17 protein-coding genes are annotated in these 15,318 nt (G+C 53.6%); 10 read left to right on the plus strand and 7 right to left on the minus strand.

The window, feature by feature from the left end; all coding sequences use genetic code 11:
• From P1U71_RS08975 to P1U71_RS08990, 4 genes are all read left to right on the plus strand, one after another.
• Positions 1-812: NADPH:quinone oxidoreductase family protein (locus P1U71_RS08975; RefSeq protein ID WP_301105246.1), on the plus strand; the 812-nt coding region annotated here is incomplete at its 5' end.
• A 6-nt stretch (positions 813-818) separates the two neighbouring features.
• Positions 819-2,057 (plus strand): bifunctional 2-polyprenyl-6-hydroxyphenol methylase/3-demethylubiquinol 3-O-methyltransferase UbiG, encoded by a 1,239-nt coding sequence (locus P1U71_RS08980; RefSeq protein WP_301105247.1) that lies wholly within the window; start codon positions 819-821, stop codon positions 2,055-2,057.
• Positions 2,058-2,139: 82 nt separating this feature from the next.
• The gene (locus tag P1U71_RS08985; protein ID WP_301105301.1) at positions 2,140-3,096 is read left to right on the plus strand and encodes a DMT family transporter; all 957 of its coding nucleotides are present in this window, start codon (positions 2,140-2,142) and stop codon (positions 3,094-3,096) included.
• Positions 3,097-3,170: 74 nt separating this feature from the next.
• The gene (locus P1U71_RS08990; RefSeq protein WP_301105248.1) at positions 3,171-4,016 is read left to right on the plus strand and encodes a DMT family transporter; all 846 of its coding nucleotides are present in this window, start codon (positions 3,171-3,173) and stop codon (positions 4,014-4,016) included.
• Between the two features lie 7 nt (positions 4,017-4,023).
• Here P1U71_RS08990 and P1U71_RS08995 read toward each other — a convergent pair whose 3' ends face one another.
• The 4 genes from P1U71_RS08995 to P1U71_RS09010 form a co-directional block, all read right to left on the minus strand.
• Positions 4,024-4,665 (minus strand): CoA transferase subunit B, encoded by a 642-nt coding sequence (locus P1U71_RS08995; protein ID WP_301105249.1) that lies wholly within the window; start codon positions 4,663-4,665, stop codon positions 4,024-4,026.
• Between the two features lie 23 nt (positions 4,666-4,688).
• The gene (locus P1U71_RS09000) at positions 4,689-5,405 is read right to left on the minus strand and encodes a CoA transferase subunit A (RefSeq protein ID WP_301105250.1); all 717 of its coding nucleotides are present in this window, start codon (positions 5,403-5,405) and stop codon (positions 4,689-4,691) included.
• A gap of 129 nt (positions 5,406-5,534) precedes the next feature.
• Positions 5,535-5,915 (minus strand): YkvA family protein, encoded by a 381-nt coding sequence (locus P1U71_RS09005; protein ID WP_301105251.1) that lies wholly within the window; start codon positions 5,913-5,915, stop codon positions 5,535-5,537.
• A 24-nt stretch (positions 5,916-5,939) separates the two neighbouring features.
• Positions 5,940-6,248: a 4a-hydroxytetrahydrobiopterin dehydratase gene (locus tag P1U71_RS09010; RefSeq protein WP_301105252.1), complete on the minus strand. Its 309-nt coding sequence runs from the start codon at positions 6,246-6,248 to the stop codon at positions 5,940-5,942.
• A gap of 83 nt (positions 6,249-6,331) precedes the next feature.
• Here P1U71_RS09010 and P1U71_RS09015 point away from each other — a divergent pair, with 83 nt between their 5' ends.
• Positions 6,332-7,219, plus strand: coding sequence for a hypothetical protein (locus P1U71_RS09015; RefSeq protein ID WP_301105253.1), 888 nt, complete (start codon positions 6,332-6,334; stop codon positions 7,217-7,219).
• A gap of 13 nt (positions 7,220-7,232) precedes the next feature.
• Positions 7,233-7,850, plus strand: a complete 618-nt coding sequence (locus P1U71_RS09020) for a class I SAM-dependent methyltransferase (protein WP_301105254.1) — start codon at positions 7,233-7,235, stop codon at positions 7,848-7,850.
• Here P1U71_RS09020 and thpR read toward each other — a convergent pair.
• Both thpR and P1U71_RS09030 read right to left on the minus strand, forming a co-directional pair.
• On the minus strand, positions 7,816-8,364 hold the full coding sequence (gene thpR, locus P1U71_RS09025; RefSeq protein WP_301105255.1) for an RNA 2',3'-cyclic phosphodiesterase: 549 nt from the start codon (positions 8,362-8,364) through the stop codon (positions 7,816-7,818). The genes P1U71_RS09020 and thpR overlap by 35 nt on opposite strands.
• Positions 8,365-8,400: 36 nt before the next feature.
• Complete coding sequence (locus P1U71_RS09030) at positions 8,401-9,021, minus strand: arylesterase (RefSeq protein WP_301105256.1); 621 nt, start codon at positions 9,019-9,021, stop codon at positions 8,401-8,403.
• Positions 9,022-9,075: 54 nt separating this feature from the next.
• Here P1U71_RS09030 and P1U71_RS09035 point away from each other — a divergent pair, with 54 nt between their 5' ends.
• Both P1U71_RS09035 and P1U71_RS09040 read left to right on the plus strand, forming a co-directional pair.
• On the plus strand, positions 9,076-9,786 hold the full coding sequence (locus P1U71_RS09035) for an ABC transporter ATP-binding protein (RefSeq protein ID WP_301105257.1): 711 nt from the start codon (positions 9,076-9,078) through the stop codon (positions 9,784-9,786).
• A complete protein-coding gene (locus P1U71_RS09040) occupies positions 9,779-12,325 on the plus strand; it encodes an FtsX-like permease family protein (protein ID WP_301105258.1) in 2,547 nt (848 codons plus the stop codon). Before P1U71_RS09035 ends, P1U71_RS09040 begins: the two co-directional genes overlap by 8 nt.
• Before the next feature lie 93 nt (positions 12,326-12,418).
• Here P1U71_RS09040 and P1U71_RS09045 read toward each other — a convergent pair whose 3' ends face one another.
• Complete coding sequence (locus tag P1U71_RS09045; RefSeq protein WP_301105259.1) at positions 12,419-12,649, minus strand: EF-hand domain-containing protein; 231 nt, start codon at positions 12,647-12,649, stop codon at positions 12,419-12,421.
• A gap of 354 nt (positions 12,650-13,003) precedes the next feature.
• Between P1U71_RS09045 and P1U71_RS09050 the strand changes: the two genes are divergently transcribed.
• Both P1U71_RS09050 and P1U71_RS09055 read left to right on the plus strand, forming a co-directional pair.
• Complete coding sequence (locus P1U71_RS09050) at positions 13,004-13,711, plus strand: Bax inhibitor-1/YccA family protein (protein WP_301105260.1); 708 nt, start codon at positions 13,004-13,006, stop codon at positions 13,709-13,711.
• A 126-nt stretch (positions 13,712-13,837) separates the two neighbouring features.
• Positions 13,838-15,316, plus strand: a complete 1,479-nt coding sequence (locus P1U71_RS09055; RefSeq protein WP_301105261.1) for a M81 family metallopeptidase — start codon at positions 13,838-13,840, stop codon at positions 15,314-15,316.
• The last annotated feature ends 2 nt before the right edge of the window (positions 15,317-15,318 follow it).

A 15,318-nucleotide genomic window follows, 5' to 3' on the forward strand; every position in this document is an offset into this window, starting at 1 on the left:
TTCCTTTTTCACCGGGCATGGAATCTTCCGGCATTGTCACGGCAGTTGGCGAAGGTGTCACCAAGGTCGCGGTCGGGGATCGGGTAATGGCCAATCATGGTGTCGGTGGCTTCGCGGAATATGTGCTGGCACCGGAAGACGGCACCTACAAAATTCCTGACAATATGCCCTATGATCAGGCAGCGGGCTTTCCGGTAACCTACGGCACGACCTATCATGCGCTTGTCGATCGGGGTGAACTGAAGCCGGGCGAAGTACTGCTGGTTCACGGCGCGGCGGGTGGCGTTGGCCTCAATGCGGTGGAACTTGGCAAGGCGCTGGGTGCGACGGTCATTGGCACGGTTGGTTCCGATGACAAGATGGATATCGTCAAGCAATATGGCGCGGAACATGTCATCAATTATTCGACGGAAAACATCCGTGACCGCGTCAAGGAACTGACGGACGGCAAAGGCGCGGACGTGATCTATGATCCGGTTGGCGGGGATGCGTTTGATCAGTCCATGCGCTGTATCAACTGGAACGGCCGTCTTCTGGTGATCGGATTTGCGTCCGGTCGGATTGCCGAACTTAAAACCAATCTGGTGCTCCTAAAAGGTTGTTCTGTCGTCGGTGTCTTCTGGGGTGATTTTGCCCGCCGGTATCCGGAGCAGAACCGCGCAAACTTCCAGGCCATGCTGGATATGGTGGAAAGCGGAAAGATCAAGCCGCATGTCTCCAGACATTTCCCGCTGGAGCAGGGAGCGGACGCCATGAAGGCATTACTCTCACGCAAGACCACCGGCAAGGTCATCATCACCGTCAAGGATTGATCTTTTATGGCGAAGGGGAAGGGCAAGCGCGACAAGGCGGTCAAACGTCAGTACGAAGCGCTTCCCTATCCTCCTCGCGATCCGAAAGACGAGGCAGCACGGCTGATTGAGGGCAGTCCAAGCCATCTTGATGAACTCAACCATTATCTCTTCGCCGGGAAACGCAATTTTTCCGCGCCTTTTCGCGCCCTTATTGCAGGCGGGGGAACCGGGGATGCGGCCATCATGCTGGCACAGCATCTCACGGATCGCGGAGAGGCGGGGCGTGTCACCTATCTTGATCTATCCACGGCGAGCCGTAAAGTAGCCGAGGCACGGGCGGAAGCACGCGGTCTCAAGAATGTCGATTTTATAACGGGCTCGCTCCTCGACCTTCCTTCCATGCAACGAGCGCCGTTCGATTATATCGATTGCTGCGGTGTGCTCCATCATTTGGAAGAGCCGGAGGTTGGCCTCGCGGCGCTTGCGGCCTGTCTCGCTGATGATGGCGGTATGGGCCTTATGGTTTATGCAACGCTTGGACGAACCGGCGTCTATCCTGTACAGAATGCCTTGCGGACCCTCACCGAGGGAGAAAGTGTCGGCAGTCAGGTGAATCTCGCGAAAAGCCTCCTTAACGACTTGCCGCCCGGTAACTGGCTTAACAAGAACAAGGTTCTCGGCGATCACAAGATGGGAGAGGATGCGGCGCTCTATGATTTGCTGCTGCATCCCCGGGACAGAAGCTATCTGGTGCCCGAAGTTCTTGGACTTCTAGGCGGAGCTGGTTTGGAACTCGTGAGCTTTATCGAACCGATACGCTACGATCCGGAGATTTACTTGAAGGATATGGAGCTTCGCAAACGGGCTCGGAAGCTTGGTGATGGCGTACGCGCTGCGCTCGCCGAGAATCTCTCCGGGACAATCAAGACACATACATTTTATGTCAGAAAGCAAAGCGGCGGCGCAGCGGGCGCTGCGAAGTTCGATCCTGAAATGATACCAATTCTAAAAGATAACAATGCGGAAGCTCTCTCCCGCACATTTGCCGCCCGATCGACATTGACGGTGCATTTCGATAAGGACCCTGTAACGCTCGATATCCCGGAAGGAGCCGCGGAATTTGTCCGTTGTATCGATAGCCGGAAAAGTCTTCGCGACATCCAGTCTGAAATGTCTATGACCTGGGCGAATTTTCGGGCGCGCTATGCCCCCGTGTATAAAATGCTGCAAGGGCTTAATCTTCTCTGGCTCAAGTCGAGTTAGGACAGGAACGCTCTTAAAATGCACGGCAGTATTGCGTTATTAGGGCTTTGCCTTTGCCGCGTGCCGACTTATTCTGGTGAAGATGGTCCTTTTACGTGTTCTGATTAAGCCCTTTCTTAATTTCTCTCCGGTGTTGCAGGCGGCGGGTTTGATGGTTTTCGCTTGCCTTGTTTTCTCCATGATGGGCGGGATTATCCGGTACGTGTCGGACAGTGGCATGCCGGTTTTCCAGGTTGTTTTCTTGCGCAACGTGGCGGGTATTCTCTTTTTTCTTCCCTGGTTTTTTCAGGCTGGACTGGGGGTTTTGAAAACCGACCGTATCGGCGCATTCGGGCTGCGAAGCATGCTCGGCTTTGCGTCGATGCTGAGCTGGTTCTATGCGGTCAGCGTCTTGCCGCTTGCCGACGCCGTTGCCCTGAATTTTACAGCACCGATCTTCGGGACGATATTGGCAATAGTCGTCCTGCATGAGGTTGTCGGCATTCGACGGGGCGTGGCCATGATTGTCGGTTTTATCGGTGCGATGATTATTCTTCGGCCCGGCCTGACCGAACTAAGCGTTGGCTCCTATTCCGCCATTTTCTCCGCGATTACCATGGCAGGGTCGATGACGATGGTAAAGCTCTTGTCGCGGACGGAAAGTACAGCGGCGATGGTCGCCTTGAACCAGATATTGATTATCCCGATGTCTTTAGTCCCGGCAATTTTTGTATGGCAAACCCCGACGATAGAGCAGCTGATAGCGATATTGGTAATCGGCCTGTTGGCAACGGCGGGTCATCTGTCTTTTACAAAAGCCTACACACTTGCGGATGCTTCGATCGTTATGCCGTTTGATTTTTTCCGGCTAATTTTCTCGGCGCTGATCGGTTTCATTTTCTTCATGCAGGAACCGGATCTATTCACCTATATCGGCGCGGCAATCATTTTTGCGTCTTCCATTTATATTGCCATTCGGGAGGCACGGGTAAGCAATGCGCAAAGAAAAGAAATACTGGCGCAAACGAAGGCAGAGACCCGTTCCGGGCCCGCAAAATGAGGCCATTCAGCCAAGGCACATCCATACATGTCCTTTTTTCGCGAATTCCCGCCAATGGACAGGGGGCACTTTGGATGTTGCTGGGCGGCTTCTTCTTTTCCTGCATGGGGGTCGGGATCAAGTTTCTGGGCGAGGGGATGGACAGCTTTCAGATTGCCTTTCTACGTGCCTTGTTCGGATTTATTGTTATCCTGCCTTTTGCGCTCCGGCGGGGTCTCTCCGGCCTTAAAACACAGGTGCTCAGGTTGCATATTGCCCGGGCGGTTGTCGGTATTCTCGGAATGCTTTCCATCTTTTATGCAATTACCCATCTGCCGCTGGCGGACGCCGTGGCCCTCACTTTTACCCGGCCGCTGTTCCTGATCCTGTTGGCAGTGCTGTTTCTTGGGGAAATGATACGATGGCGTCGCTGGACGGCAACGGTCGTCGGGTTCATCGGGGTGTTGGTGATGGTCCAGTCACAAGGTGAGTTTGAATTTGCGTCCCTGGTTGCCTTGTTCGGGGCGCTGATGGTGGCAATGGTCTCCGTTTTTCTGAAAAAGTTGAGTGCAACTGAAGCACCGACAACGATGATGTTCTATTTCGGCCTATTCGCGTCAATCATTTCTGCGTTTCCGGCAATGCTCGTCTGGGTGCCGCCGAGTTTTGCGGATCTTGCGATACTGGTCTTGCTGGCCTGCTTTGGCTCCGGCGCAAATTTCTGCGCAATTCGTGCCTTCTCGGTAGGGGAGGCGACCGCCGTCGCGCCGTTCGATTACACCCGACTTATATTTTCCGGCTTTCTGGGCTTTTTTATCTTCGCCGAAGTTCCGACCCTCGCTATGCTCATTGGTGCGTGCATTATCGTTGCGTCCAGCCTTTATATCGTGCGTCGTGAGGCCGGGCTCGGCAAGAAAAAGCCTGCCGTATTGGAGAGTTGACGCCGCCCTAAAGGGCGACGTCGAATTCCGCTTCCGTTGCCGCCTTAACGTCATCAAGCGTGACGCCGTCGGCAAGCTCAATTAGCTTCATGGCGGTTCCGTCATTTTTATCGAACTCAAAAACCGCCATATCCGTTATGACCATATCAACCACATTTTTACCGGTTAATGGAAGATTACAGGATTTTAAGAGTTTCGGTTCACCTTTCGCAGTATGTTCCATAACCACGATTACTTTCTTCACGCCGGCAACCAGATCCATGGCACCGCCCATGCCCTTGACCATCTTGCCCGGGATCATCCAGTTGGCCAGATCGCCGTTCTGGGCGACCTGCATCGCACCAAGGATGGAGAGGTTAATATGCCCGCCGCGGATCATCGCGAAGCTGTCCGCGTTGGAAAAATAACTGGTGGTCGGCAGCTCCGTTACCGTCTGCTTGCCGGCATTGATGAGGTCTGCGTCTTCCTCTCCCTCGTAAGGAAAGGGACCCATGCCGAGCATGCCGTTTTCGCTCTGGAGCTGGATTTCCATGCCGTCGGGGATGTAGTTGGAAACCAGGGTCGGAATGCCGATGCCGAGGTTGACATAGAAACCGTCTTCAAGCTCCTGCGCGGCGCGTTGCGCCATTTGTTCTCTCGTCCAAGCCATTCTAAATTCCTCTATTCTTTCGGTCAGGCGACCTGGTTGCGGGGGCGGGTTGTGCGTTGCTCGATATGTTTTACCGGGTTCGGAACATGGACGATCCGTTGTACGTAAACGCCGGGAACGACGATATGGTCGGGATCGATCTCTCCGGATTCCACAAGATGCTCAACTTCGGCAACCGTAATCTTGCCCGCCGTTGCCATCATTGGATTGAAGTTACGGGCCGTCTTGCGGAACACAAGATTGCCTTCCTTGTCCGCCATATAGGCATGAACCAGAGCAACATCGGCGGTCAGGCCGCGTTCCATAACGTAATCCTCGCCATCAAAATTGCGGACTTCCTTGCCTTCCGCAACCAGCGTGCCAACGCCCGTCTTGGTGAAAAAGGCAGGAATACCGGCGCCGCCGGCGCGAATTTGTTCAGAGAGCGTTCCTTGAGGTGTGAACACAACTTCCAGATCGCCGTTTAGATACTGCTCGGCAAACATCTTGTTTTCCCCGACGTAGGAAGAAACCATCGTCGAAATCTGCTTGCTTTCCAGAAGGACGCCCAGGCCGATCCCATCCACACCCGCATTGTTGGATATGACAGTCAGGCCCTTCACACCGGACGCCTTCACAGCCTCAATCAAGGTTTCCGGCATTCCGCAGAGACCAAACCCACCGGACATAATGGTCATGTCGTCCTTCAGTATGCCGTCCATGGCTGCCGTTGCGTCGGCATAAATCTTCCTGTCACTCATTCCAAGTTCCTTATCAAGCGGGTGTCAGTTTTATTGAATGAGAAAGCTATATATCAAAAAACCTGCTGCTACGCACAATTTTTTAAAAATACAGCTGCTTCTAACTAAGCTGGCAGGGAGATGTCGGAATTACTCTGCGGAGGCAGGTTCTTTGTCCAAAAAAACGCGGGCTTTTTCCCGATGCTCTTCATTGACATATTTCTTGACTGTCGCCATGGCCGCCATCAGGACGCTTGCGTCATCCGTAAAGCCGACACCAGCCAGGAAATCGGGGATCACGTCGGCGGGCATAATGAAATAGGCGAGCGCGCCAAACAGAACGGCTTTGACAAACGCCGGGCTTTTGCCATCTACGGCGCAATAGAAGCTCGCCGTCACATCGTCGGCAAAGGGAATTTTACCGACATTCCGGCGGAGTTTCTGGGCAAACTCCCGCATGACAAGGCGCTTGTCACTTTCAAGCTTGGTCTCATCAAAGGCAGAGATATCTTCATCAACTGGCTTAGGCATGTGATTAATATGTAGATGCGATAGTCACTTTGCAAGAAGCCCGTTCTTCACAATCTTGTCCATAAAGTCTGCCAGCTCGATATCCTTGCTGCTCAGGCCATTGACGTCATGAGTGGCAAGGGTGACATCCACCCGATTATAGACATTGAACCATTCGGGATGATGATCCATCTTTTCGGCCTTGAGGGCGACGCGGGTCATAAAGGCGAAAGCCTGATTGAAATTCGAAAATTTGAAGGATTTCTTGATTGCCTCTCGACCGTCAACCGCCGTCCAGCCATCAAGGGTATGTAACGCGTCTTCAATTTCTTCCGTGCTTAATCTAACAGTCATGGATATTCTCCCGCTAACAGGTTATGACGCCGGGTAACTATGTTGGCGCTATCCATGAATGTCCAGAGTGAGACAAAAAAACGATGACAAAAATTAGCGAGGCGAGCCGGAGTTGGTGGCATGAGGAGACGGAAGGAGTTGCCTTCACCCATGCCCTGGATATGAAGCTGCTGCATTCCGAGCAGAGCCCGTTTCAGAAGATCGAGATTTATGAGCATTCAATTTTCGGCCGAGTTCTGACCTTGGACGATCTCGTGCAGGCCTCTCATGCGGATGAGTTCATGTATCACGAAATGGCGGTGCATGTGCCGCTTCTGGGCCGCAAGCGGGAGCAGGCGAGTGTCCTGATTGTCGGAGGCGGGGACGGGGGGATTCTGCGCGAGGTGCTGCGCCATGATTTTGTGACTCGTGTTGTTATGGTGGAAATCGACCGGCGTGTTGTTGAACTTTCGAAAGAATATTTGGCCATCAACGGCGATTATGAGGATCCACGGGTTGAACTCATCATTGGCGATGCCGCAGACTATATGCGCACCGCCCGGGCAGCGGGAGATAAATTCGACCTGATCATCCTGGACTTGAGTGAACCGGTGGGACCATCGTCGAGTGTCTTCACGCGTGGATTTTGTGAGGATTTTTCCGCTTGCATCAAGGAAGATGGTGTTGTGCTCGATAGCGACAGCATTTTTGTCGGCAAAGACCGCGCCTATTTCCTTCAGGAGCTCTGCGGGGATAAGGATCAGAATCTCGTTTCGATCATGCAGCGCGAGAAGCTGCTCCCCCATGTGGCGGGTTATCGCTCCATCGTACAGCTTTATCCAGCTGCGGAGTTTGGCTTCTTTCTCTACAGCCATGACGGCCATGATTATTCCAATCCTGTCACCTCCTTGATGGGGAGGCACTATAATGCGGAACTGCACAAGGCTGCCTTCGCGCTACCGACTTGGTGGCGGGAAAACCTCGGGTTTTGATGAAACTAGGCACATGAAGGAAACGCCTCTTACAGTAGATTTTATTTCCGGCGCTGTTGATTATCGGCGTCGCAAAGGCGGTGGCCGCGGGCAAGATCTTCCGAAGGCGCTCGGGTTTCGCCCCGGCGTCACGCCCGATATTGTTGATGCGACGGCAGGGCTGGGGCGGGATGCCTTCCTGCTTGCCTCCCTCGGGGCGAATGTGACCCTGATTGAGCGGAATGAAGCGGTTCACCGCCTGCTAATGGATGCGATGGCGCGCGCGTGCGATTCAAGTGATACACATGCAGAGATTATCGGCCGCATGACTCTGATCAACGGGGATGCGAAAGATATTCTGCCCGAATTAAATCCGCAAACGGTGCTCATTGATCCGATGCACCCGCCCCGGGATAAATCCGCTTTGGTCAAAAATGAGATGCGGCAATTGCGCGATCTAGTGGGAGCTGACCCCGATTGCGCGGAACTCATGCATGTCGCCCTTGGGGTGGCATCAAAGCGCGTTGTCCTGAAATGGCCGCGCCGGGCTAAAGGAATTGCAGAACTCCCCAAACCGTCGCATCAGATTCTTGGCAAATCGACGCGCTATGATGTCTTCATGACGGGACTGGCGAAAGCAGGTCAAAGCTGACCTCTTCCTGATAAATCGCGCTGGAGGAGGAAAGATGGCTTGAAAACAGCGTAAAGCTGCTCACCGGCAGGGTTTCCGTTTTAAACAGTGCATGATCAGTCAGAAAATTGCGGACCCTCTCATAGGGGGAGTTATGAACGCGCGCGAGCGTAATATGAGGGCGAAAGCGCCTATCGTCGACAGTCGCTCCAACCGATTCGATCGCCGTCACGATCTTCTGGTGCAGCAGGTTTATGGCGGATGTCGGGCGAACACCGGCCCATAGGATGCGGGGCCGCTTATTGCTGCCAAAAACGCCGACACCTTCAATATCGATATCGAAGGCGGGATATTTGATGCGGCCAAGCGCCAAGGAGATATCCATCATCATCGGGCCTTGCACTTCGCCAATGAAGGCGAGGGTGACATGGGAATTGTCCGCAGCGATCCAGCGGGCATCAGGAATACCACCGCGCAACGCTCCGATATGTTCCTTGATTTCCTCCGGCAATGCGATGGCAACGAAAAGGCGCATTGAGCTTGTCCTTTATTCAGTGGGTCGAATTTGGCCCTATTGCTCGATAAACTCGGTCACATAGGGCAATATGTTGCCAACTATTACTTTTACGCCTTCCGCGTTCGGATGAATATAGTCATCCTGATTTAATGCCGGATCGGCGGCAACACCGTCCAAAAAAAAGGGGTAATAGCCGGTTTTATACTGGCTGGCAAGATCGGGAAATATCTGGTCAAACGCGTTGGCATATTCAGATCCCATGTTGGGCGGAGCCTTCATGCCCGCGAGCAGGATGGGGATGTCTCTCTGCTGGATCACTTCGATAATCTGGCTTAGATTGCGCCGGGTTTCCGCTGGCTCTATTCCCCGAAGCGCGTCATTCGCGCCGAGTTCCAGAATTACAAAATCGGCACCATTTCCAATGGCCCAGTCAAGCCGCTGCAGTCCGCCCGCTGTGGTATCGCCCGAAACACCGGCATTTTCAATTTCAACCTTGTACCCTTTTGCCTGTAACGTGGCTTCGAGTTGGGTCACAAAATCCTCGCCTGTCGGCAGGCCATAGCCTGCGGTCAGGCTATCGCCAATTGCGACAATGCGCCGCGTTTCTTCAGCCTGTACGGGAGATGTTACGCAAAAAACCGCAAAAAACAGCGCTAAAACATTGAATTTCATCATATACCTGCCATATCCCATAAATCAGCATCAGTTGTCTTTTGCACTGGAATTACTTTGCCTCAAAAACCCATCATCAAGCTATCAGACATTCACCTAACACTTAAGTCCGATGCCGGCCCCGTCAATATCTTACGTGGTATAGATTTGACCGTACAACAAGGGGAAACAGTTGGCATTGTCGGCCCGTCGGGCTCCGGAAAGTCAACTTTGATGTCGATTATGGCAGGGCTTGAGCTTCCGACATCCGGTTCAGTGGAGATTGCGGAGCAGAAACTTGAAAATTTGAACGAGGATGCGCTCGCCCGCTTTCGCCGGGCTAATGTTGGCATTGTTTTTCAATCATTTCATCTCATCCCAACAATGACGGCGCTGGAAAATGTGGCCATTCCGCTGGAGCTGGCAGGAGAGAAAGACGCCTTTTCCGTCGCAGAGGCACGACTGGAGGCTGTTGGTTTAGCAGATCGGGCGACGCATTACCCGGCGCAGCTCTCCGGCGGGGAACAACAAAGGGTGGCTCTCGCACGGGCGCTCTCGACGAACCCTAAAATCCTTCTTGCGGATGAGCCCACCGGTAATCTCGATGGGAAAACCGGCGAACTCATTGTTGAGCTCATGTTCCAACTGCATGAGAAAGAAGGAACGACCATGGTGTTGATTACCCATGATGATGCGCTGGCCCGCAAATGCACGCATCAGGTTCGCCTCGAGGATGGACGTGTTGTTTCACGGGAAACAGGTCGGGAAGAGGTGCTGGCGGGTGAATAGGGGGCAAAATCCGGAATCTATCGCGCTTGCCATGAAGCTGGCTAGGCGGGATCTGCGCGGCAATCTAAAGGGCTTCCGAATTTTTCTGGCCTGCCTCATCCTCGGGGTGGCGGCCATTGCCGGCGTGGGCACGCTTTCAAGTTCCATTACCGCCGGATTGCGGGCAAATGGTCAGGTAATCCTCGGTGGTGATATCGATATCCGCCTGACCCATCGCGGTGCAGAACAAGAGGAGCGCCAGTGGATAGAGGCACAAGGCAACGTTTCCGAGATACAGACCTTGCGGGCGATGGTCCGGGATTTGGCGACGGATCGACGGACGCTTTCTGAGCTGAAAGCAATCGACAACGCCTATCCCCTATTCGGGGCGCTGACCCTGACGCCGGAGTCGGGAACGGCAACGCCCGATATACTTCTTCAGGAAAAAGACGGGCTCTATGGTGTCCTTATAGAACAAAGCCTGAGTGACCGATTAGACCTTCCCATTGGCGGCCAGGTCCGCATTGGCGAACTTAATTTTGAGGTGCGTGGTATTATCGCATCGGAGCCTGACAAGGCTTCGCAGGGAATGGCCCTCGGGCCCCGCACGATTGTTTCTTCCGTCGCCTTGAACGAAACCGGTCTCGTCCAGCCGGGTAGCCTGATCCGTTATCACTATCGTATTGCTCTTGCGCCCGGAAAAACGGTTCCCGGATTTTACGAAGAGGCAAAGACCGCCTTTCCTGATACGGGATGGCGCATACGGGATGCATCGAACGGGGCGCCGGGCATCAAGCGGTTTGTCGATCGGGTGGCCCTTTTCCTGACACTGGTCGGGCTGACGGCGCTGGTTGTTGGTGGTGTTGGCGTTGGAAATGCGGTCCGGGCCTATCTGGAAGGCAAGATCATGACGATCGCGACCCTTAAATGCCTGGGTGCCAGTAGCGGTTTCATCTTCCGGGTTCATTATATGCAGGTGCTGATCCTCGCCATTGCCGGCTCATTAATAGGACTTCTGCTCGGCGTTGGCGGCTCGGTCATAGCCGCGCAGTTTCTGGCGAGTAGCTTGCCGGTCCCACCGGAGATCACTATCAACGCTGGACCGTTGCTGCTTGCGACAGCCTATGGGCTACTGACGGCGACTTTGTTTACAATCTGGCCACTTGCGCGCGCGCGCGAAACCCCGGCGGCGGCATTGTTTCGCGATGTGGTCTCCGTGCATAAACGTCCGCGTCCGGTATATTTGATAATGCTCGGCGTTTGCTTTGCAATTCTTGTGGCGCTTGCCGTTCTCACCAGTCAGGAAACATGGTTTGCCTTCATCTTCACAATTTCCATCATTGGGATATTCGCCGTTTTGATACTGGTTGGATATGGCGTGCAGTTCGTTGCGCGGCGGCTTCCTCGCTCCCGCATTCCGTCCCTGCGTCTGGCAATTGCGAACCTCTACCGCCCGGGCGCGGCGACAAATAGCGTTATCCTTTCCATGGGTCTCGGGCTTACGCTTTTCGTGACCGTCGCCTTGATCGAGGGCAATCTCACCCGGCAGGTGCAGGAACAATTGCCGGAGAAAGCGCCCGCCTTTTTCTTCATCGATATTCAGTCAAATCAGCTGGATGACTTTGTTTCGACGGCCGAATCGGTGGTCAATGTCAGTGAGATTAATCATGTTCCCAACATGCGCGGCCGTATAATCCAGGTGGATGGCGTCCCGGCTGATGAGGTCAACGTCGCACCGGAGGCCCGCTGGGCGCTTCGCGGCGACCGAGGGCTCACTTATTCTGCAACACCACCGGATGGCGCTGTTGTGGTGGCTGGAAGCTGGTGGCCGGAGAATTATTCCGGGCCGCCACTTGTCAGTATGGATCGCGAGATTGCGCAAGGGATGGGACTTGATATCGGGGACAGCCTGACCGTTAACGTCATGGGCCGGGAGATAGAGGCGAAGATCGCCAACCTGCGGGAGATTGACTGGACGACGATGGCGATTAACTTTGTGCTTGTTTTCGATAATAACAGTCTTCAAGGCGCGCCGCATTCTCATCTTGCGACGGCTCGCGCGGATGGGGAGGCAGAAAACCAGCTTTTCAGCGCGATTACCAACAAATTTGCGAATATCTCGGTGATCCGGATGAAAGAGGCACTTCAGACGGTCAGCCGCATACTGGAGCAGCTTTCCTCAGCGGTATCAGCAATCTCTTCGATCACATTGGTGACGGGCGTACTTGTTCTCGCCGGGGCGTTTGCCGCCGGGCATCGCAAGCGGGTTTATGATGCCGTGATACTGAAAGTTCTCGGCGCGACAAGAAAGGACATATTCATAACCTTTTTGCTTGAATATGCGCTTCTCGGTCTTGTTACTTCGGTTATTGCGGCGACGACGGGCTGGTTTGCAGCCTATCTGGTCATCACCGATATCCTCGAAGCGAAATGGATTAGTCTGCCCTATACGATCCTTGCAACCATTGTGATCAGTGTCCTGGTGACCTTACTCTTCGGGTTACTGGGGTCCTGGCGGGCGTTAGGTGAGAAAGTTGCCCCAATGCTGCGATCGGATTGATCCGGCCTTGCAAATGAATAAGGCCGCCAGGGAAAGGAGTTTCCCCTAGCGGCCTCATTTTGGAAGATTTAATCTTGCCGCAAAAAGCTGAAATTAGCTTTTTGTTGCCGTTTCATATTCTTCCTTGGACAGTTCACCACTTTGGTCGAGATCGACGGCGGCAAACTGCTCTTTGCTGGTATCCGGCATGACAACGATAAGCTCCTCAAAGGAAACCGAACCGTTACCGTCTTTATCAACTGTATTGAAATCTGGTGTTGCTGCCAACGCCGGTGCTGCTGCAAGAAGCGTAATCGTGGCAGTCGAAATAAGCAGTTTTTTCATAATAGTCTCCATTCAATTTGAGTTGGACGGTTTGGCACCAATGTATCGGTGTCTGTCCGCCGAACGATCGAAAGGCCGCATATCTATGAAATCGGTCAATCGATGTTCTGAGGAGAAGATTGACCTTCCATTGTGGCGGCATAATGCCGTGAATTGGGCTAGTTAATGGAATAATCTGGGCAATTTTCGATTAAATCATCTTAGTTAGGCATTTTATCGGGAAAATTCGGGGCGGACAGCGCCCGTTCTTTATTATTTAACGCTAATGCCATATTATAGCGTCGATTTTCCTTGAAAATCGGAAGGAAAAATACAATATCAATGCAGAGTTAGGTACCTTCAGGGGAATTATAGATGGCAACAGACTTTTCAAAGTTAAATACAGCAAGAACAGGTACGCAAGATCAAGCAGTTCTTGATGAGGGCCTGCGCAGCTATATGCTGAAGGTCTATAACTACATGGCGTCCGGCCTTGCCTTAAGCGGCATCACGGCTGCGCTGACGGCCTCTACACCGGCCATTTACAACGCAGTATTCGGTACACCGCTGCAATGGGTTGTGATGCTGGCCCCGCTCGGCCTGTTGTTCGCCATGATGAAGACAAGCGCGAGCACGACGAAAATCCTCTACTGGATCATGGTCGCCACGTTCGGTGTCTCCATTTCCTACATTTTTCAGGTCTATACAGCGGAAAGTGTTGTGCGGGTCTTCTTTATTACCGCTGCGACCTTCGGTTCCGCGAGCCTTTATGGCTATGTAACGAAGCGGGACTTGACGGGTATGGGCAGCTTCCTTTTCATGGGGCTGATCGGCATCATCATCGCATCGGTGGTGAATATCTTCCTTGCGTCAACCATGATGCATTTCGTTGTGTCGGTGCTGGGCGTTCTGATCTTCACCGGTCTGACCGCTTTCGATACGCAGCGCATCAAGTCTGAATATTACCATGGCCATAGCCAGGAGGTGATGGAAAAAGGCGCGATTATGGGCGCGGTTTCCATGTATCTGAATTTCCTGAACCTGTTTATGTTCATGCTGAGCCTGCTTGGCAATCGAAATTAAGGCAGCGAAAACTGCTGAAACGAAAACCCGGCCTTGTGCCGGGTTTTTTGTTGTGCGCGAAGTTGAAGATGATAAACTTGTTTGTCTGCAAACAACCCTCGAAATCAACGAGAAAGGGATCGTCCAATGCGCATTCTTATCGCGATGATGAAACATGAAACCAATACCTTTTCGCCCATTGTCGCAGACTGGAAAAGATTTCAGGACTGGGGGGCCTATCTCGGCGAAGATGCCCTGAAGGCCTATGAGGGAACGGGGATGCCCTTTGGTGCTTATGTGGAACTGGCCCGTGCGGCTGGCGCCGAAATCATAACGCCTGTCGCGGCGGAGGCAATGCCCTCCGGCCCGGTGACGGAGGATGCCTATAACCATATGGCCGAACCCATCCTCGATGCGGTGAGAGAGGGTGTGGATGTGGCCCTGCTGGATCTGCACGGCGCGATGGTGGCTGAACACACAGACGACGGGGAGGGAACGCTGCTTGAAAAAATCCGCGCAATCGACCCGGACCTTCCCATTGCGGTCACGCTGGACCTTCATTGCAACCTGACCGCCAAGATAGTCGAGAATTGCACGGTGCTGATTGGCTACAAGACCTATCCTCATGTCGATATGTATGAGGTGGGTAAGCAGATCGGCGAAGTATTGTTCGATGCGATGGCGGGCAAGGTCAAACCGGTCATGTCCTGGGGGAATGCGCCCCTTTTAAGCCAGACCCTGCGTCAGGGCACGGATGATGAGCCGATGGCAACCCTGATCCGTATGTGCCGGGAGGCGGAGAAGGAGCCGGGTGTGCTGGCCGCGACGGCATTCGGGGGATTTGCGCTTGCCGATATGCGCGATGCCGGAAACTCGGTCATCATTGTGACCGATGGAGATCAGGCCAAGGCGGATGAAGTGCGGGATCGCATCCTAGCCAAAGCATGGGAGCTGAAAGAGGAGTTTATCTATCAGCATACACCGCTCGAAGAGCAGGTCGCCAACGCCAAGACAATGACGGATGGGCCTATCCTGCTGCTCGATCACGCGGATAACTGCGGCTCTGGCGCAACGCAGGACGTAATGACGGTGATTGAAGAGGTTTTAAGGCAAGGCCTTGAGGATGTGGCCGTCGCCGCTGTTTGGGATCCTGCCGCCGTGCAGGAAATGCAAAAAGCAGGCGTTGGTAATGAAATCACGTTGAAGCTCGGTGGTAAGACGGATATGCCCTCCATCGGAGAACCGGGGGAGCCGCTCACTGTCACAGGCACGATCAAGACGTTGACCAATGGGGAATGGATTGTGCGCGGACCCATGTATACGGGGGTGAAGGTCTTCATGGGGCCGACGGCGGTGCTTGATACCGGAAATATGGAGATTGTTGTCGTCTCCAATCATCATGAGCCCTGGGACATGGGGGTCTTCACATCGGTCGGGATACAGCCCGAATACAAGCGATATCTCATCCTGAAAAGCCGCATTCACTATCGCGCTGGCTTTGCGCCCATCGGCAAGGCAACGCTGACCTTGGACGGCAAGGGCGTTACAACATCGGATAACAATCTCCTGCAGTACGAGAAGGTCCGCCGGCCGGTCTATCCGCTTGATCTACTGAACGAGGAGTAGTT

Source organism: Sneathiella sp., assembly GCF_029233945.1.
GTDB lineage: Bacteria > Pseudomonadota > Alphaproteobacteria > Sneathiellales > Sneathiellaceae > Sneathiella.